Here is a 19161-nt window from a genome sequence, read left to right as displayed (position 1 = left end):
TTGTAGCTGCGATTTAGTTTAAGTCACTTTGCATAATAAATTTGTTGGCATAAGAAATGTTATGTAAAGGTTTGCATAACATTTCAAGCAGAAAACGAGTGATATTTTGTGTCAAAACCTTTTCTAACTCTAATTCTTGAAAATCTTTGGTAATGGTCAGGAAATCGAAGTTATAGGGGTCTTTGAGTGTCTGTAGAGCTAGGTCACTTTGCGGTTTTGGTAGCAGACGACTGAAATTGTTTACCGCTTTGCCTTGCCGCTCATAGAGATTGGTATCAAGAAAGTTGAGCAAAACGGCACGACTCCAGCCGTTTTCTACAGTTTCATTCAGATAGAATAGAGCCTTATCCACTTCCTTGCATTGGGAGATGATATAGAGATGATGCCCCCAAGGGATGGAGAAAAATTTCTCTTCACCTAATTTGGAAACAACTTGTTGCCAAATTGTATATGGCTCATTATAAAATAGATACCACTGCTTTATACTGCGTATGTTTCTATATGAGAACCCTTTCATATCAGGAAATTCTGCCATCAGCTCACGACTCAACTCTTCGAGAAATCCGCTTCCCCAAGTCATTTCTTTCTGTCGTTCTATAATTTCTGCCCCCAGTTGCCAGTAAAGGTGAAGCAGTTCGCTGTTCACGCGTACAGCCGCTTTAATCTGTGCACTACGAATGTCTTGTTTTAGGTGGTTTACCCAATCCTTGAACGGTTGATTTATAGATAGTGCTGTTTTCATATTTTTATTTTCTTCATCGTCATATTCGATGTTTCTATTTCACAAAGTTAAGAAAAAGAATTTATTTCAACTGTAATCCTTTCCGTCTTTTCTACCTCTCCACTTTTACCACACAATATACCATCTCCCCCTCTCTTTCCTTTACCTCATCCCGTGTTGCTGCAATATCCTCCCGAACACGTTCACCCGTTTTGCAGAGAATAGGTATCGCACTATGTCGCTGTATTTCCTCCTATATTTTCGCAGGCGATAATTATTCCCCTTGTAGGGCTTCAAAAGGGAATCCGTCTGTTTCCCTAAGGAGAACGGTTTGTTTCAATATGGAGAACAGTTTGTTTCATTAGTAGGAAACTGTTTGTTCCGTTAAAGAAAACAGTTTGTTTTATTGAGTGCGAACAGTTTGTTTCATAGTATGTGAACACTTTGTTTCTTACTGTTGTAACAAAGTGTTCACCGTTGTGAACTAAAGTGTTATCTATATTTTCAGTGATAAAATGACATGAAAAGGGGGCTGAAGATTACCTTTCTACCATTTGTATTCCTCGCTGTAGGAGTCGAAAGCCGGTTCTCCCGGAATGTTGTATTGGTGGAAAGTTCTGCGGATATAGTTCTGGTCTTCGGGGGAAAGGTAAGATTCTTCCCGGTAGAAGCGGTAGTATTTTCCGCGGCCGAAATGGGCTATCAACTGGCTTTTCAGAGGTTGGAGATTCTTGTAGGGAACTTCATCGAGCAAGTGGCTGATTCCCCATGCGACATGTATCTTTTGTGTCGATTGGAAATAGGCGCATTGGCTGCTATCCTCTGGAATACACAGTGGATTGATGATGCGGATGGACGGGTACTCGGGGGTATCGCGAAGGGCGGCTAAGCGATGCAGGCAGTTGTCGGCTTTCGGGCATTGGTTGTTGAAACAGCGTGAGTAGTTGGCAGGTGCTAAAGGTTTCTCGGAAGAATGTTTCATGTTTATATATACTTTGATGAAGCGACAAAGATAGCACTAACTTTTTGATATAGCCTTCTGTTCTCTTGTTTGAAATGCCCCCTCATTGAAAAAACAGCAGCCGGAACCACTGAATTCAGTAATTCCGGCTGTACCGTTCTTTCTTATAAGTATGGATGGACTATTTCACCTGGATGATGTCATAATTCAAGTCACTCACAGCTTCCTGCAGGCTGTCGTTGACAAGGCGCAGGGTTGTGTCGTTCACTACTACGAAGTACACCGGAGTGTCCCCGTCGTTCGGGGTCAGCTTGATGGCTGTTTTCTTCTTGTTGTCGACGTCTTTCTGGATAACTTCTTTCTTTCCTTTGGAAGTAAAGCTCTTGTTCTTTCCGGGGCCTTCGGCATCCAGATAAGTTGTTACCAGCGTGTAGCCGCTTTCTCCGTCGGGACCTACACTGTCTACGCTCAATACATACTGGATGCCCGGACCGTCGGCGGCGGGAAGGATTCCTTCGTATACGGCTACGGCAGACGAGTCATTGCCGGTAACAGCCATTACACTTTCGTCCATGGCGACGGCGTCATTGTTCTGAGTTCCTTTTGATTGGCAGGATACCAATGCAGCGGCAAGGGCTGCAATCATCATTACTTTTTTCATTGCTTTAATGGTTTAAGTTAATTATAAAGACGCAATAGCGTTTGTTATTCATCTTCTTCTTTCTTGATGACGAGCAGCTTGTCCACCCGTCCGCGGTCCATATCCACCACTTCGAAGTCCAGGTTTTTGTAGCTGAACAAGTCTCCGGCTTTCGGCACCCGTCCTATCAAGAACATGGCAAGACCGCTCAAGGTGGTGAAGTCTTCTTCTTTCAGGTCATCATAGTTCATAATGCCCATCGCCTCCATAAAGTCATCCAGATTCATGGAAGCTTCCACCAGCATGGAACCGTCTTGACGAACAACGATTTCCTCTTCTTCCGTTTCATTCTCTTCGAGGATGTCTCCGAAGATACTTTCCGTCAAATCGTGCAGGGTGATGATACCTTCTGTATTTCCATACTCGTCTACAACAACTCCGAACTTGTTTTTGTTCTTCTTAAACAGCTCTAAAACTTTCTTTGCATACAAACTTTCCGGAATAAACAAAGCAGGGCGTGCAATACTACGTAAGTTGAAGGGTTGTTCGCCGCCCATCATCAAGATGATGTCCTTTACGGAAACCACACCGATAATCTCGTCCTTTCCCCGCTCCACCAGGAGATATTTGCTGAAGTGTTCTTCGTGGATGATACGCAGCACCTCTTCCGGTGTGTCTGTGGGATGGAGCACAACGATGTCGCGGCGATAGGTCATCAGGTCATTCGCTCTTTTGTCCGAGAAGCGGAACACGTCACGCAGCATTTCCGTTTCGTCTTTGTCGATGACGCCTTGTTCCGAGCTTTGGTGCAGAATCATCTTCAGTTCGTCTTGTGTCATTTGGCGTTCCTCGCCACTGTTCAGTCCGATGAGTTTGTTCATCAGTTTGGTGGAAGCGCTCAACAGGCATACAAACGGATAGGAAATCTTGGTCAGCACAATCATGAAGGGGCTGAGCATGGTGGCCCATCGTTCCGGGTTGTTCAAGGCGATGGACTTGGGCACCAGTTCGCCTATGATGAGCGACAGATAGGTGATGATGGCTACTACGGTAATCATGGCGAGAGTCTTGGCATAGGCGGCTACTCCCGGAATGAGGGCGAACAGCGGTTCTACGTCATCAGCGATGGTGGCACCACCATAGGCACCGGATACGATACCGATAAGAGTAATACCGATTTGGATGGTGGAGAGGAATTTTTCGGGTTCTTCCAGTTGTTTCAATACTCCTTTGGCTCTTTTGTTCCCTTTTCCGACAAGAGTTTCAAGGCGTGCTTTACTTGAGGAGACTAAAGCGATTTCATACATGGCAAAAATGCCGTTCAGAATAAGTAAAAGTAGAATGATAATAAACTCCATAGTGGATTTTGAATAGTTTGTGAGGCAAAGATAATGATTTTTCAGTATTTATTGTTAATATTGCCATCCGTTAGAAAAAATAAACAATAAATAGATGAAAAAAAGAATTATTGCCTTGGGGCTTTTGTGGTGTCTGTCTGCCGTAATGTTGCAGGCGGCACGTGTAGACACGGTGTTGGTGAGAAGTGCAGCCATGAATAAGGATGTAAAAGTTGTGTATGTATTGCCTGATAAGGCTATCGGCAAGCAGGCTTGTCCGGTGGTTTATCTGTTGCACGGTTATGGCGGCAATGCGCGGAGCTGGGTGCAACTGAAGCCGGAATTGCCGCAGATGGCAGATGAGAAAGGGATCATATTTGTATGTCCGGACGGCAAGAACAGTTGGTATTGGGACAGTCCGGAGAATCCTGCCTACCGTTATGAGACTTTTGTCACCTCGGAATTGGTGAAGTATACAGACGGGAACTATGCTACCATTCCCGATAGAAAGGCGCGTGCTATCAGTGGATTGAGTATGGGCGGCCACGGTGCTTTGTGGAGTGCTATCCGTCATAAGGATGTGTTCGGTGCGGCGGGCAGTATGAGTGGAGGAGTGGATATACGGCCGTTCCCCCAGAATTGGGAAATGAACAAGCAGTTGGGAGAGTTTGCTGCCAACAAGGCATCTTGGGATGCGCATACGGTGGTCAACCAGCTGGATAAGATTGTAAATGGAGACTTGGCGCTAATCATCGACTGCGGTGAGGCCGATTTCTTTCTTGAAGTGAACAAGGACTTGCACAACCGGCTGCTGGCAAGGAAGATAGACCATGACTTCATCACCCGTCCCGGTGGACATACCGGAACGTATTGGAACAACTCCATAGACTATCACGTCCTTTTCTTCGACAAGTTCTTTAAGAAGTAAGTAGTTTATTATTCGATGGTATAGTTCACGGTGCGTGTGTAGTCCTGCTCGTAGCCGTTCCTTATATGCCTGACGACTGCATGGCAGGAAGTGACGATACCCCGGTTATCTAACGTATAAGTATAGGTGGTGGTCTCTTCACTTTCTCCGTTGCTGTCCGGGATGAGTTGGGTAATCAGGTAGTTTGCAGGTTCTCCCAATATCTTCCCGTATATGGCAACCGCATGCATGGAAAGCGGATACATGTCCGTAATGAATAGGCTTGGTATTTCGGAGATATTTGCAATTTCATTGCCTGATGGTGTGGTAGCCGTACTGTTGTGCTCAAAAGTGTCAACCTTTTGCTGTATGCGCAATGCCCGGAAGTTGCTGTAGTCTATTGTAATGAATGAGTATTCTTTTCCGTCGTCCAGCTTTTCTGTGATGTTTTCCAGATAGTATTTGTCTTCGGTGTTGATGAGGTAGGAGAAGGTGTAAGTACGGGTATTTCCTGCCATATCCTGACTGGTACAAGTGGTGGCATAACCTTTGTCATTCAGCGTGTAGGTTGATACTGTACCTGCTTCGTCGGTTATCACGGCTTGATGGTCCTTGTATTCGACAGTAGTGGTATTCTCTATCTCGAAGAGTTCGTCTCCTGCTGTAAAGCTCTGTTTGCCGGTGTAGCTGGTCAGCCTGCCTGCACTGTTGTAAAGGTAGGTGTGGGTGGCAGTAACCGGTTGCGCATCGCTCTCTATCACTTCTTTGAGTTCGATTTTGGAGAAAGGAGTGGTGGGGTAGGTTGACGGCTCCGGTTCTGGCGTATCATTGCCATTGTTATCATCGCTGCAAGCTGCCAGTCCGCCGAGCAACAGCAGGCTGAACATGATTCCCGAAAATCGGGTGATGATTGTAACTCTTCTGTTTAGTTTCATCCTATTGGTCTTTTTATTTGATGCGTACGGCATGGCTTGCCCGACGTTCAATGGAGTTTGCGAGAGTGGTCACTCTTAAAGAACGGGTATCTTCTTGTGCGGGCGGTTGTATGCTTCCGTCGATGGCGCCGAGTGCAGTGCTCAATAAGGCTTCGTTGGTATCTCCAAAGGGCAGGAAACGTGACATGTCGCTCATCTCATTCACTACATATCCCGAGTAGGCCGGTTGGAATCCGGATTCATAATCAGATTTCCCTTCCGAATTGTATATCTTGCAGACGATGGGATTCATCGTTATCATCAGTTCGGGGCTGGAGAAATTCCTGGAACCTACATTCTTGCCTACGGTAGTACCGCCGATGATGACAACATCCATATACGGGTCGAGGCAGTTAATCACCATTTCGGAGGCGGAGGCAGTCTGGCTGCTGGTAAGTACGTAGAGAGTATTCAGGTTTAGGTTTGCTCCGTTTCCGATGAGTCCGGAGTTCAGGGTGAACGGTACTATCTGCGGATTGAAGCGGTTGTTGAATTCCAGGTACCCCAACTCTTGTCCCAAGGCGGAGGAAGGTGCAAGCATGGTACACAGCAATTCTGCGCAACTCAGTAATCCACCGTTGTTGTAGCGCAAGTCAAGGATGAATTCGTTGACTTGCTGTGATGCGAAATATTGGAATGCGCTGCGCAGGTCGTTGTCATATTCATTACTGTTGTCCGTGGGGCCGGAACTGAAGTGGTTGTAGACCAGATAACCTATTTTCTTGCTGCCTGATGTATATACATTCTTATAGTGCACCGGGTTGTCGTTGACGGGACGCGCCGATGCTATCTGTCTGGGTTTGTCGTAAGCAACGATGGCATTTTTCTTCACGTCGTAATAACCTACTGTAAGTTCCATGGCACTACTTCCATACAGTTTCTTATAATTCTGTTCAGTAATAAAGTTCCCGTCCATCTTCATAATCCAGTCACCCCGTTTCAGCCCGATTTCCGAGGCCGGGCTTCCGTCGGCAACGTAAAGAATCTGTGCAACAATGGCATTCTCTTCTCCTTCTACTTCTATCTGGTTGGTAGTGAACTGGAATCCGTAGCTGTAATCCGTATAGGGGATGCTGCGGGTAGTGGTGACGCTGACCAGACTGTCGATGGTGGAGAATTTGTCTTCTTCGGATTTGAGCGAGGCAAAGAAAGTGAAAGGGGCTTGAAAATAGTTCAGGTCGTTGGTATGGGGGATAGCGTCTACCCAATAGTACCACACACGCATGGTATCGTCAATCCAGCGGTCTGTCTGGGTCTGTCCGGCATACTCTTTCCAGCGGTCCACCCCGCAGGAAGTCAGATAAATGGGAAGAATCAGGGTTCCCAATATGAGTATCAGTATATTTCTTGCTTTCATGGGGGCAAAGATAGTGCAAATTGAGTGCAGAACTTTCATGCTTGCATGAAAAAGTTTTGCCGAAATGCAGTCTATCTTATCTAAAGATAGAAAATAGCTTGCTTATCTACCACAATTGTGGTATAAAATTCCCTAATCTGTGTCATTGTCTGCCCCGGCTTATCGCTCTATCTTTGCAACATCCGAATGAGAAACGGTTTATTCACCTAAAATACAAACGACAATGGAAACAAAGAAATTGCACTTTGAGACTCTACAACTTCACGTTGGACAAGAACAACCCGACCCGGCAACTGATGCCCGCGCCGTACCTATCTATCAGACAACTTCGTATGTATTCCGTAATTCGGCCCATGCGGCAGCCCGCTTTGGCTTGCAGGACCCGGGGAATATTTACGGGCGGTTGACGAATTCCACCCAGGATGTGTTCGAGAAACGTGTGGCGGCTCTGGAAGGCGGTGTTGCCGGATTGGCCGTAGCCTCGGGTGCGGCAGCCATCACTTATGCCTTTGAGAATATCACCCGTGCAGGCGACCATATCGTGGCAGCTAAGACCATCTACGGTGGAACGTATAATCTGCTGGCCCACACATTGCCTGCCTACGGGGTTACCACTACTTTTGTGGACCCGGGCAATCTGGACAATTTCGAGAAAGCGATTCAGGAGAATACCAAGGCAGTATTCATTGAAACGCTGGGAAATCCGAATTGCAACATCATTGACATTGATGCCGTTGCTGAAATAGCACACCGTCACCGGATTCCTCTGATTATAGATAACACCTTCGGTACTCCTTACCTGATTCGTCCCATAGAGCATGGGGCAGATATTGTAGTCCATTCGGCAACGAAGTTCATCGGAGGGCATGGTACGTCCTTGGGTGGTGTTATTGTAGATAGCGGCAAGTTCGACTGGGTGGCCTCGGGGAAGTTTCCCCAACTGACGGAACCGGACCCGAGTTATCATGGAGTACGTTTCGTTGACGTTGCCGGTCCTGCTGCCTATGCCATCCGTATCCGTGCCGTATTGTTGCGTGATACCGGTGCCACAATCAGTCCTTTCAATGCTTTCATTCTGTTGCAAGGATTGGAGACGTTGTCGCTTCGTGTGGAACGTCATGTGGAGAATGCCTTGAAAGTGGTTGAATTCTTGAAGAAGCATCCCAAAGTGGTTGCCGTGAACCACCCGTCCCTGCCCGAGCATCCTGACCACGCGCTTTACGGGAAATACTTTCCGAATGGAGGCGGTTCTATCTTTACGTTTGAGGTGCGGGGCGGTGTGAAGGAAGCGCAGACGTTTATTGACAGTTTACAGATTTTCTCGTTGCTTGCCAATGTGGCTGATGTGAAATCCCTGGTTATCCATCCTGCCACCACTACCCATTCCCAATTGAGTGCACGGGAATTGGAAGAACAAGGCATCAAACCGGGCACGGTCCGCCTCTCCATCGGGACAGAACATATCGATGATTTGCTGGACGACTTGTCCCAGGCATTTGACAGAATTTAAAAGAATAACAGTATACGATAGAATGAATATTGCTGTATTATTGTCGGGAGGTGTAGACAGCTCCGTGGTGGTACATCTCCTTTGCGAACAAGGTTACCGTCCTTCTCTATTTTATATCAAAATAGGGAGGGACGATGCCGATTATATGGACTGCTCTGCGGAAGAGGATATGGAGATGGCTTCTGCCATTGCCCGGCGTTATGGATTATCGTTGGAAGTAGTGGACCTGCACCGGGAGTATTGGGACCAGGTGGCGGCTTATGCCATTGATAAAATAAGACGTGGCTTGACTCCCAATCCGGATGTGATGTGCAACAAGCTGATAAAGTTCGGGTGCTTTGAGCAACGTGTGGGGAAGGATTTCGATATCACGGCAACCGGGCACTACGCCACTACGGTGTTGAGGGATGGAAAGACATGGCTCGGTACCGCTGCCGATTCCGTGAAAGACCAGACCGACTTTCTGGCACAGATAGATTATCTGCAAGTTTCCAAACTGATGTTTCCATTGGGCAGACTGATGAAGAATGAGGTTCGTGACATAGCCCTGCGTGCCGGATTGCCCAGCGCCAGACGTCGTGACAGTCAGGGCATCTGCTTTCTGGGAAAGATTGATTATAATGATTTTGTGCGCCGTTTCCTTGGCGAAAGGGAAGGGGATATTGTGGAGTTGGAAACGGGTAGAAAGTTGGGCAAGCATCGGGGCTATTGGTTTCATACCATCGGCCAGCGTAAAGGATTGGGGTTGGGTGGAGGACCGTGGTTTGTTGTCCGCAAGGATGTGGAGGAGAATGTGATTTACGTGTCCCGCGGATGTGATACGGCATTGCAATACGGCTATGAATTCCGTATGTACGATTTTCATTTCATTACGGATAATCCCTGGAAGGGAGCGCAGGAAGAGGTGGAGGTGACTTTCAAGATACGCCATACGCCGGAGTTTGTCAAAGGCAGGTTGCAAAAGGAGGCGGAGGGTTACCGCATTGTTTCGGAAGAAAAGCTGCAAGGCATTGCTCCGGGCCAGTTCGGAGTGGTGTATGATGCTGATGCCCGGCTGTGTGTCGGGAGCGGGGAGATTTATATATAATATTCCACCAAGTCTACGATGCCTGCCTTCATGGCATATTTGGTGGCTTCGTGCGCATTGTTTACACCCAGTTTCCGGAAGATATTCTTCCGGTGGCTGTTTACCGTATGGAAGCTGAGGTTTCGTTCGGCAGCTATTTCTTTGGTTGTTTTCCCCAGGGCTATCTCTTTTAGGATGCTCCGTTCGGCAGTAGTCAGTAAATCATCTTTGATGGTAGGATGAGTGGGGGAGGAGGAACCGTTGCCTGCGAGCAGCAGGTTACTGACGTGATTACAGATGAATCGCTCCTTGCGTGAGGCGCATTGTAGTGCGGTCAGTATCTCTTCTTTGGAATTATCCTTCAGCGCTACGCCGAATGCCATGCTGCTGAACAATACCTGGCGCAGGAACGGTAGGCTCAATTCGTCGGAAAAGAGTAGCCAATCGGCTTCCTTGAAGCGTTCGTGAAGTACCATTAGCTCTTCGGCTCCCGAAAAATCAAAAAGGGTATAGTCCAGAATGACAACGGCGGTGGGATGCAGGCGTAGTTGCTGTATCAGTTCTGCCTTGTTGTCGGCTTCCAGCAGCAGGGAGGTGTCTTTCTGTCTGCCCAATAGGAACATCATGCCTGCTTTGGTGATATCTTGATTGTCTGCAATGATAAATTCTCTCATGACATTGGTATATAAAAAACTCCGCTACAAATGTACACTTTTTAGTGTGATTTGTGGCGGAGTGGGAATATATATATTTATATAAGGGTTTTACCAGGAACGTCCCTTGAATATGTTGGATTGTTCCAGCGGAACCAGGTTCCCGCTCAAAGTCATGGTGTTGGAGTTGAAGTTCGGGCTGATGGTTACGGTTGCGTTGTTCCCGCCATTGGTCAGCGTAAGGAATATCTGGGCGGAAATGCCGATACCCTGGATGCTGAAGTTACAATTCACGTTGCCCCGTTTGTCGGTAGTCATTTGGATGTCCGATACGGTTCCGTCTACTGTTACACCGCCAATGCCGTTAGGACCTGGGTATACGGTGTTGAAGGCTACCTGCACGGTGCCACGTCCTTGGTTGACCAATACGAAGTTGGTGTTGGAGTTTACAAATGCGGTCTGTCCGTTGCGGAACATCACTTGGTCTGCCTCCATTACGAACTGGTGAGCTTTCAAGGCCGCCATTGCGTCATCGTACGAAATGGCATCCTGTGCTTGTTCTTCAGCTTTCAGGCGTGCACGTTCTGCGTCTCTTTGGGCTTTACGGTCTGCGCGCTTTTCAGCTCTACTCTCTTGTGCATACATGGTCGTTGTTGCCATGCTTACCAATACTACTGCTGCTAATGCAATAAACTTTTTCATAATCGAATCTTTTTTTGTTTAGGTTTAAATAAATTGTTCGTTATAAGTTTATTGCAAGAACAATGCCTATCCAGGATTGTTCACCGGTTTTTTAATTATTTTATATCCGATAGCAGCAATAAAGATACTCATTACCGGACTGATAAGGTTGAAGAAGCAATAGGGAAGGTAGGTCAGTGTGGGTACACTCAAAATGGTGGCTTGCGTCATGCCGCAGGTGTTCCATGGGATAAGCGGGGAGGTGACGGTAACGGCATCTTCTGTGGTACGGCTAAGTAGCCGGCTTTCGTAGCCTTTCTTTGCGTAAACGTTGCTGAACATGTTTCCGGTGAGGATAATGCTGATGTACTGGTCTGCCGTGGCAAGGTTCAGGAACAATCCGGAACATACGGTGGATGCTACCATGCTGGCTGTATTCTTCATGAAGCGGACGAATAGGGAAGTGATGCTTCCCAGCATGCCGCTTGCCGTCATGGCTCCGCCGAAACACATGGCGCAGATGATGAGCCAGATGGTATTCATCATTCCTGCCATACCTCGTGTGGCAATCAGTTCTGTCAACATGTCACTGTCAGTTTGTAGACTGGTACTGCCATAAAATGTCATCATTATCCCTTTGAACATATTCCCACCTTCCGCTATCTCATTCAGTAGTCCCGGTTGGAAGATGAAGGCGAATATCCCTGCCAGCAGAGTGGAGAGAAAGAGTGTGATGACGGAAGGCACTCTCCGGGCAATCAGTATTCCCGTAATCACGGGAACAGCCAGTAACCAGGGAGTAATGTTGAATTTGGCGTCCAGTGCTGCCGTAAATTCCGCGATCTGTTGTGTATTGTTCGTTTCGTGTGTGAGTCCCATTACTGTAAAGATGACAAGGGTGATGAGGAGAGAGGGGACGGTGGTAATCATCATATAGCGGATATGGCTGAATAGCGGTGTTTCCGTTACGGATGAGGCAAGGACTGTGGTATCCGATAACGGTGAAATTTTGTCTCCGAAATAGGCTCCCGAAATGATAGCACCGGCTATCCATCCCTCTTCAAAACCTTGTGCCTTGCCTATGCCCAAAAGGGCGATACCGATGGTGGCGATAGTGGTCCATGAACTTCCCGTCATTACTGATACCAATGCACAAATAATGCAGGTAGAAGCAAGGAAAAAATTCGGATGGATAATCTGCATACCATAATATATAAGGGTAGGTACCACCCCACTTATCATCCATGTGCCGCTCAAAGCACCGATAATCAATAGAATAATGATAGCTGTGGCAACACCTGAAATGTTGTTGGTGATGGCAAGTTCATAATCTTTCCAAGGGATGCGGTAGAAAGCCATGCCGATAAAGACACACATACCAGTGGTGGCAAGTAGGGAAATCTGGCTTCCTCCACTCAAGGCGTCACTTCCGAAAGTATGGATGGTGGCGAACAGCATTCCTACGAGAAAAGCGATGGGAAATAGAGAAACGAGTGGAGAGGGTATTTTCTTTGCTGAATTCATAGGGTTGTTTTTGACTATGCTTGGTTGACGAATCTATTATCAATCTGTCGTTTATAGTTTGATGCGACAAAGGTATAACAATTCTGTTCAATATCTTCCTTATCCTTTGCATGACAAATAAAAATTATCAAATCTTTGCGTTTGCTTGGAAAAATGATAGTATCCTTGTTATTTCTTGTTGTAAAGGGTGATGGACAACGATATTATTGTTAAAATAACGCCGGTGCCGACCACGCCACTCCATCCCCAAGTCTGCCAACTGCTTCCTGCAAGGAAGGTACCCAAAGAGCCGCCGATGAAGTAAGTGGTCATGAAAATCGTATTTACCCGATTGGAGGCAGACGGGTAGATGTCGAAAATACTGGTCTGGTTGCTGAGTTGGATACATTGCATGCCTATGTCTATAAGAATGACACCGGTAATGATACCTGCATAGTTGTTTCCGCAGAAAAAGAGCGAGGCCCATGCAAGCAGAATCATTCCGCAACCGATAAAATTGAAATTGCGTATGCCTACTTTTTTTACATATTTTCCTACAAAAGATGCGGTTAAGGCTCCGGCAATGCCGCAGAGCCCTAGTATGCCGATGACATCGCTGGATGCATGGAACGGGGCTTCTCCCATTTTGAATGCAAGGCAGGACCACATGGCAAGGAATGAGCCAAAGGCCAGTCCTGCACGTATCGAGTAGATTCGTAGAGAGGGGTATTCTCTTACTAATGAGAAAAGAGACTTCATCAGCCCGGAATATTTGCCTTGGAAAGTCGGTTGTATGTCCGGTAGTACCTTTAATACAACGATAGCGCATAGTAACATCATTCCAGCGGCGATGAAGTACATTTCACGCCAGCCAAGCACTTCACCCACAAATCCGCTGACAACACGTGATGCAAGTATTCCAGTCAGTAATCCTGAGATGACGACACCTACATTCCGTCCCTTGTTTTCGGGGCGTGAGAATTGCGAGGCAATCGGTACAAATATTTGGGGTATCATGGAGCAGATGCCGGTAATGAGTGATGCTGCCCAGATGATGTAGATGTTCGGTGCCATGGCAATGGCTAGAAGGGAAAATATGAGTAGGAAGAAATTCGTCAGGATGATATTCTTGCGTCGATAGAGGTCTCCTAATGGGACGATGAACAATAATCCCAGCGCATATCCGATTTGTGTAATCATGGCAATGAGGTTCGTTTTGAATTCAGAAACTTCCAATTCATGCCGCATGATATTAAGCAGGGGTTGATTGTAATACAAGTTGGCTACGGACACGCCAGCTACGATAGCAAGTGTCCAGAGTATATGTGCCGGTAATCCTCCGTTTTCTTTCAGTTCTTGTTTCATGCTGCAAAGATAATGTCTTTCTGTTTCATGCGCAAGATATGTGAGTATGATAAGAATATGTGTGAAGTGGTATCATCTTTTTAGCCTTTCCGTTTGTTATACTATTATTTTGTTTGAGAATAATTGATTGGAGCTATCTTGGATAAGCGGAATGTTGTATTGATATTTAAAGATACGTTGGGCATGGGAAATGAATGGTTTAGAGAGTTGCTGGGTATGAAATACAGGTGGACGAAATGCAGGCTCTTCTAGCAAACGAGGGTTGGTAAGGTGAATTCGATGACTCAAGGAACCTACCGTTCCCCCATTAGACCGCCTCCTGATGACATACTTGGGATTATCCTGCTATTGACTGAAAACTCGGGTATATATTAGTATGAATCATTATTACTTAAACTTATAATAGTATGAAACATTTATCGATAATAATAATAGTAGTGTCATTATGCGTTTTCCTGCTATCCATCGGCGTATATCATAAGGTTCCCTGGTCTGTTCTGCCAATAGTGGCTAGTGGAATCTGTATATTATGTTGGCTTTTGTTCCATTTACTCTGTATCAGTGAAGAAAGAGATTTACTGAAAGAGGGAAATCAGTATTTCATTGATACCTTTCAAAACATACGTAATCCCATTTCTTTGATTAAGACACCGTTAGGGGCAGTTTACGAAGGAGACTGTCCGGAAGACATAAAGAAGGAACTGGCTGTTGCACTTCATCATATAGGCGGGCTGGAGCAGCACTTGATAGCGTTGATGGAGTTGAAACGACTATTTGGCAATTCTGGTAGCCTGGTAGTTGCAGAACATGAAATCGGCGCATTTATGAGGAAGAAAGTGTCTTTTTTACAGTCTCATGTGGCCGGGTTACAGATGAAGCTGGATTTGGTTCCGGATTTTGACTATGCAAGCGCTTGGTTTGATCCGGGAAAGATATCTCCGGTTATCGACCGGTTTGTATTGAGTGCCATCGAGTGTTCTCTGCCGGAAACGCATCTCTCGATGCAGGTTTCGTTGAAGGGAGATTACTGGGCAATCAGGATTAAGGATACAGGCAACAAGCGATTTCTGAAATGTTGCAGATGGTACTCGTCGCGGCTTCCTATTCTGCGACCTCTGCATGGCAAGCAGTATGGCATGGGCGGTGTGTTTTTTGACAAGTTGATGAATATATGTGACGGGAAAATACTGACTTTGGAAAAGGAGGCTCTGCTTCGATTTCCCATAAGATGTTCGTGTGCGGTTTCGGGGGGGTATACATCCTTAAATATTCCGGACACTTTTCAGGTGAATGAGTCGGAAATAGCTTTCCATGGTTTCTCGAAGAAAAAAAATATGGATAGACCTTTAGTGATACTTGCGGATAATGACAAGGGATTCAAGGATTATCTTGAGAAACGTTTATCGGAATGTTTTGTAGTGAGGAGCTTTGATGACGGTCAGGAAGCATTGGAGGTAATATGTGAAGAGTATCCGGATTTGGTGATTTGTGATATCATGTTGAAAGGTATGAGCGGTGAGGAACTTTCTTCTAAACTGAAGACGTCGAGGGACACCTCCTTTATTCCGGTGATATTGATGGGGGCGCACATTGATGTGAAACGGCGGGAAAAGCGTTGTTCTTCTCAGGCTGATCTCTTTGTATGTAAGCCCTTTAATCTGGAGGACCTTAAAGTGGAAATATCCATATTGATAAATAATAGCCGTTTTCTTCGGAAGACATTTCTTCAGAAAGTTTTTGGAGAAGATTTTTTAACGAAACCTATGGAGCGGGCTCAGCAGGATGCCAATCTGGCATTTTTGAATGAAGTGAAGCTTTACATTATGGAGAATATGGATAAAGAGGATTTGACAGTAGATGATATTGCCTCCAGGATGTGCATGAGCCGGACAACCTTTTATAATAAGTGGAAGTTGTTGACGGGAGAAGCACCCAAATATTTGATTTCGAGAATCAGGATGGAGAAGGCACGGGAACTTTTGGAAAGCGGAAAATTTTCTGTGACTATGGTTGCTGAAATGGTGGGTATGCGAAATATGAAAAACTTCAGAGGCAGGTATAAGGAGTATTTTGGAAAAACACCGAAGGAGTTTATGAAAAAAGCATGATATTTATCTGAAGAAAACTTTCATAGAAAGGCTGTCACATATTAGATAATGGACAGCCTTTGTTTTGAAATGGGAGATAGGAGAACTGAACATCCTAAGCTATCTATAAAGGAAAATCTCTCATCGTTTTCGTTTTGGGGATAACTGGGTATATATGATTAGCTTTACTTGCCGATGCAGTATGTGTACATCGTTGATTATCAATAGTATAGCGCTCTAAAAGGTACAACCAGTGGGTTGGCAAGTGTCTGAGAATGTGTAAGTTAGTGATTTTTAGCACCATTCTCGGCTTGTACCTCCATTTTGGAAAGTAAAAGTAAGTGTAATTTCTTGAATATCAAAATGTGCGGTACAAAAACTTGTGAAAAATTCCATTTTTTGATGAGAAAAGGTACAAAAATGGCTCTGAAACCACCCTCGAGGTTAGAGCTATTTTCTAGAAAGAAACTTGCTAAGATATTGATTTCTTTTTATAATAGCTATTGAGGAAGAAAATACCTGTAACTTCTTCTTTATAGAAGGAGGCTAACATAATCGCATTAGTTAGTTGTTGTAATGATTTATATTTTGTTCCCTCTCCTTTTTTAAGTCTAAAAGCCATTCCTATAAGATATATTATATGTCGTATATCGAAAATATTATATATGTATGTACCAGTAGATAAATTTTGATCTTTTATAGAAAAGTGTTTCAGTGTATGTAATAACCCTCCAACAAAGTCAATTTTTGTTGGATCCTCTTTATTAGGCATAGTTGATCGAAACATGTCTATTCTCAATATATCACTGAATATCCCATTATCTTGATATACTACATAACAACAAGCATGCCCCGTTAGAAAATTAATATAATCCTGTTTGGTTCCCCAATATTTATATCCACTTGTATTATACAATGCATCAATGACATCTTCCGCATCTCCAGTTCCAAACTTATTTGGATATTTCTTTGTAGCATCCAATATAGAAGAACTAATCATTTTTAAGAAACTACTATTAAATACTATATAAAAATCATAGTTTTCATCTATATAGTAATGGTTGATATCTAAAATTGAAAATCCAAATTGGAACACATTAATTAACTCCTTACCTTGCTTTTCTCTTTCTTCATTTTCGTGGTTCCATAGGGATTTCAATTTTGATTCCATAAAATTCATTAGGGCATTGTATTCTTTTATCGAAATAATTTTCATCGCTTTATTATTTAATTATTTGTTGTTTCTATTTTAAATTATAATTATATTCTAGCATTGAGAATTTTTCCTCTAATGAAAATAGAGGAAGGCAAGTTTAGTTACTGAAACTAATTTTCTACAATCCCATTATTGCTGATTTTTAAACGGATATAATTGTTACATTCATGTCGGCCCTAGATACTAATCATTAGAGCAGTTTTGTATATAACTTTTTTAGTTTTTGCCTGTAAGAAATATATTATTAAAAATTTAAACTGTCTCTAACTCAAACTTGATATTCCCCTTGACATCAGATAACATATCCGTGGATCTGTAGTACGATAAATAGTATCTTCATTTTCCGATGCATCTGGTAAAATAATACCAAGTTTTACTAATTGGGAAATATACGTTCGAGCCGTTGCTGTTTTAATATTAAAAACATTGCATAATTCAGAAATAGTAAAATATGGTTTTTTAATTAGCAATACTTTGTTCAGCCAATTGTAATAATTATTTTTATCTGATATTTTCGATGGTTGAAGCGACTCGTAGTCAAAGCGTTTACAAAACTCTATCAATCCCTTTGATATCGTTGCAGAAGAGAATGATACAACATCACCATTGGTAGCATTATCACCCATTTCTTCATCATACAATCTATTCATTAATGATATTAGTGACCTTGGTGATCCTCCGGCTAAACTCAAAATAGTCTTTCTATCATTCTCAAATGGTATGAGTGATTGGAGAGAAACAGGTTGTTTTTTGTTAATGGAATAGTATAAAAGCCTTTTGTTAATTATTTGTTCGAGTTCTTCATCACGCCATGAAATATCTATGTCTTGAAATTTATCAAACCGTACTCCACGATTGTTAAGTGTACGTTTTACCTCTGACCACAGACTGAATACAATAGATAGTTTGTTAGTGTATAATAGGTTTGTATCTGTTAAAATTTGTAATGTAAATTCAGAAACTTTATTTACGTCAGCATTTATCTCAGAGAATTCATCAATTTTGTCAAATAAAACTACAATAGACCCATAATTCAGACTCAGTGCAATGTCTACAAGATGCTTAAGTAAAGCTAAAATTTTGTCATTACCTTTATCAACTACGTCTTTCATAGAAAGGCTATTAATTTCATTGATAGGAATCTCTTCGAAAATGGGTATAGTTGTTATTACATCATCATTTTCAGGTAATCCCATACTCTGCCGAACCACAGAAGAAGTTACTTTAATAGCTCCGCTAACAACGCCGTTTATTAACTTTAAATTCTTGTTAAAGAATTTAGAAAGTCCAATATTTCGTTTCTTTGTTTTGATTACTTTTGCCTGCTTCAAATAGTCTTCAGCTATTTCATCATCGTAGAACATCTCAACAAGATATGAAAGACGCTTTTTTTGCTCTTTTGAGAGAAGTTTGGCATCTTTTCGATTCTTATACAAATGCTCTGAAAGTCTCTTTGTTAACGACTGTACTATCTTATAAAGAAAATAGCCTTTATTGTTACTCAAAGGAATGCCCTCATAACGCGTAATAAGCAAAGGAAGAGTTCCATTGGCTTTTAAGTCTTCAAAAAGCATATGAATAGTAGCTGACTTGCCTAGTCCTCTTTGCCCAACGAGTATTCGACTATTTCCCTGTCTAGCGTTTGATTTTAATGCGTCATAATACCGGGGCTTAACGAATATACTACGCAAATCTTCTTCCTCTTCTGCGCTGAATCGTGCAAAGGGATTATCGCTAATGTTCTGTATCTTGCACATATGTTTATATTATTTCAAATTTTGTTAAAAACAATTACTTTCTTCCTACTAAAGCTTCCAACTCTACCTGAAAATATCCATTAAATTAATTAAGATTAAAGATTTATTGGCTACTTTATGGAGTGAAGAGCTAATATATAAAAAATTTCTTAACTAACAAAGAAGGACGAGAAAATATGATTGCTTAAAACATAAAATGGCATCTTTGCCTTATGAGGCTTATCTGTATGAGTTATTCTTTCAGTATATTTTGCTTTTGGACTTTAACCGCTTTATTTCAAAAGAGTAACTTATTACTTCAGACTTATAACAATTATATTTGTTAAATTTCTCAATGAGATGAAAGCGATAAGATTGAATTTTAAAATAAGTCAGCCATTAGTTCTTTAATATTACTGAAATGAACTCAAATATTTGTAGAAACAA

Annotated in this window: 16 protein-coding genes; 4 read left to right on the top strand and 12 right to left on the bottom strand. The window is 43.4% G+C overall.

The genetic code is table 11. The features are described from left to right. Positions 1 to 13: 13 nt before the first annotated feature. The 4 genes from DWY57_RS20070 to DWY57_RS20050 all read right to left on the bottom strand — a co-directional run bounded on the left by DWY57_RS20070 (position 14) and on the right by DWY57_RS20050 (position 3680). Positions 14 to 742: a PDDEXK nuclease domain-containing protein gene (locus tag DWY57_RS20070; RefSeq protein WP_243634746.1), complete on the bottom strand. Its 729-nt coding sequence runs from the start codon at positions 740 to 742 to the stop codon at positions 14 to 16. 526 nt (positions 743 to 1268) lie between these two features. After that, positions 1269 to 1703 carry a DUF6078 family protein gene (locus tag DWY57_RS20060; protein WP_008663796.1) on the bottom strand — a complete coding sequence of 145 codons (435 nt, stop codon included), beginning with the start codon at positions 1701 to 1703 and terminating at the stop codon, positions 1269 to 1271. A 160-nt stretch (positions 1704 to 1863) separates the two neighbouring features. Beyond that, complete coding sequence (locus DWY57_RS20055; protein ID WP_005826499.1) at positions 1864 to 2343, bottom strand: copper resistance protein NlpE N-terminal domain-containing protein; 480 nt, start codon at positions 2341 to 2343, stop codon at positions 1864 to 1866. A 44-nt stretch (positions 2344 to 2387) separates the two neighbouring features. Continuing rightward, entirely contained in the window at positions 2388 to 3680 is a 1293-nt protein-coding gene (locus DWY57_RS20050; protein ID WP_005826501.1) for a hemolysin family protein, read from the bottom strand. A 94-nt stretch (positions 3681 to 3774) separates the two neighbouring features. On the opposite strand from DWY57_RS20050, the gene DWY57_RS20045 reads away from it, so the two are divergent. Beyond that, positions 3775 to 4587 carry an alpha/beta hydrolase family protein gene (locus DWY57_RS20045; RefSeq protein WP_005826503.1) on the top strand — a complete coding sequence of 271 codons (813 nt, stop codon included), beginning with the start codon at positions 3775 to 3777 and terminating at the stop codon, positions 4585 to 4587. An 8-nt stretch (positions 4588 to 4595) separates the two neighbouring features. Here the strand turns inward: DWY57_RS20045 and DWY57_RS20040 are convergent, their stop codons facing one another. Together DWY57_RS20040 and DWY57_RS20035 are read right to left on the bottom strand one after the other, a co-directional pair. After that, positions 4596 to 5501 (bottom strand): DUF4595 domain-containing protein, encoded by a 906-nt coding sequence (locus DWY57_RS20040; RefSeq protein WP_005835902.1) that lies wholly within the window; start codon positions 5499 to 5501, stop codon positions 4596 to 4598. Between the two features lie 13 nt (positions 5502 to 5514). Continuing rightward, positions 5515 to 6936, bottom strand: coding sequence for a S41 family peptidase (locus DWY57_RS20035; protein ID WP_119962329.1), 1422 nt, complete (start codon positions 6934 to 6936; stop codon positions 5515 to 5517). A gap of 184 nt (positions 6937 to 7120) precedes the next feature. Here DWY57_RS20035 and DWY57_RS20030 point away from each other — a divergent pair, with 184 nt between their 5' ends. Both DWY57_RS20030 and mnmA read left to right on the top strand, forming a co-directional pair. Beyond that, positions 7121 to 8407, top strand: coding sequence for an O-acetylhomoserine aminocarboxypropyltransferase/cysteine synthase family protein (locus tag DWY57_RS20030; protein WP_005826508.1), 1287 nt, complete (start codon positions 7121 to 7123; stop codon positions 8405 to 8407). A gap of 22 nt (positions 8408 to 8429) precedes the next feature. Next, positions 8430 to 9494 carry a tRNA 2-thiouridine(34) synthase MnmA gene (gene mnmA / locus DWY57_RS20025; RefSeq protein WP_005835905.1) on the top strand — a complete coding sequence of 355 codons (1065 nt, stop codon included), beginning with the start codon at positions 8430 to 8432 and terminating at the stop codon, positions 9492 to 9494. On the opposite strand, the gene DWY57_RS20020 is transcribed toward mnmA, so the two are convergent. The 4 genes from DWY57_RS20020 to DWY57_RS20005 form a co-directional block, all read right to left on the bottom strand. Next, positions 9485 to 10147 (bottom strand): response regulator transcription factor, encoded by a 663-nt coding sequence (locus tag DWY57_RS20020; RefSeq protein WP_005826511.1) that lies wholly within the window; start codon positions 10145 to 10147, stop codon positions 9485 to 9487. The genes mnmA and DWY57_RS20020 overlap by 10 nt on opposite strands. 90 nt (positions 10148 to 10237) lie before the next feature. Next, entirely contained in the window at positions 10238 to 10828 is a 591-nt protein-coding gene (locus DWY57_RS20015; protein WP_025834828.1) for a DUF4251 domain-containing protein, read from the bottom strand. 66 nt (positions 10829 to 10894) lie between these two features. Continuing rightward, on the bottom strand, positions 10895 to 12331 hold the full coding sequence (gene nhaC, locus DWY57_RS20010) for a Na+/H+ antiporter NhaC (protein ID WP_016273307.1): 1437 nt from the start codon (positions 12329 to 12331) through the stop codon (positions 10895 to 10897). A gap of 168 nt (positions 12332 to 12499) precedes the next feature. Further along, positions 12500 to 13675, bottom strand: coding sequence for an MFS transporter (locus DWY57_RS20005; protein ID WP_119962328.1), 1176 nt, complete (start codon positions 13673 to 13675; stop codon positions 12500 to 12502). A gap of 539 nt (positions 13676 to 14214) precedes the next feature. On the opposite strand from DWY57_RS20005, the gene DWY57_RS20000 reads away from it, so the two are divergent. Further along, a complete protein-coding gene (locus tag DWY57_RS20000) occupies positions 14215 to 15783 on the top strand; it encodes a response regulator (protein ID WP_243634742.1) in 1569 nt (522 codons plus the stop codon). A 451-nt stretch (positions 15784 to 16234) separates the two neighbouring features. Here DWY57_RS20000 and DWY57_RS19995 read toward each other — a convergent pair whose 3' ends face one another. Next, on the bottom strand, positions 16235 to 16978 hold the full coding sequence (locus DWY57_RS19995; protein ID WP_035449463.1) for a hypothetical protein: 744 nt from the start codon (positions 16976 to 16978) through the stop codon (positions 16235 to 16237). A 263-nt stretch (positions 16979 to 17241) separates the two neighbouring features. After that, on the bottom strand, positions 17242 to 18735 hold the full coding sequence (locus tag DWY57_RS19990; protein ID WP_119962326.1) for a hypothetical protein: 1494 nt from the start codon (positions 18733 to 18735) through the stop codon (positions 17242 to 17244). Between the last annotated feature and the right edge of the window lie 426 nt (positions 18736 to 19161).

The organism is Bacteroides sp. AF25-5LB (genome assembly GCF_003602965.1).
Taxonomy (GTDB): Bacteria; Bacteroidota; Bacteroidia; order Bacteroidales; family Bacteroidaceae; genus Bacteroides; species Bacteroides uniformis.
This window is presented reverse-complemented; position numbering and strand designations above follow the sequence as displayed.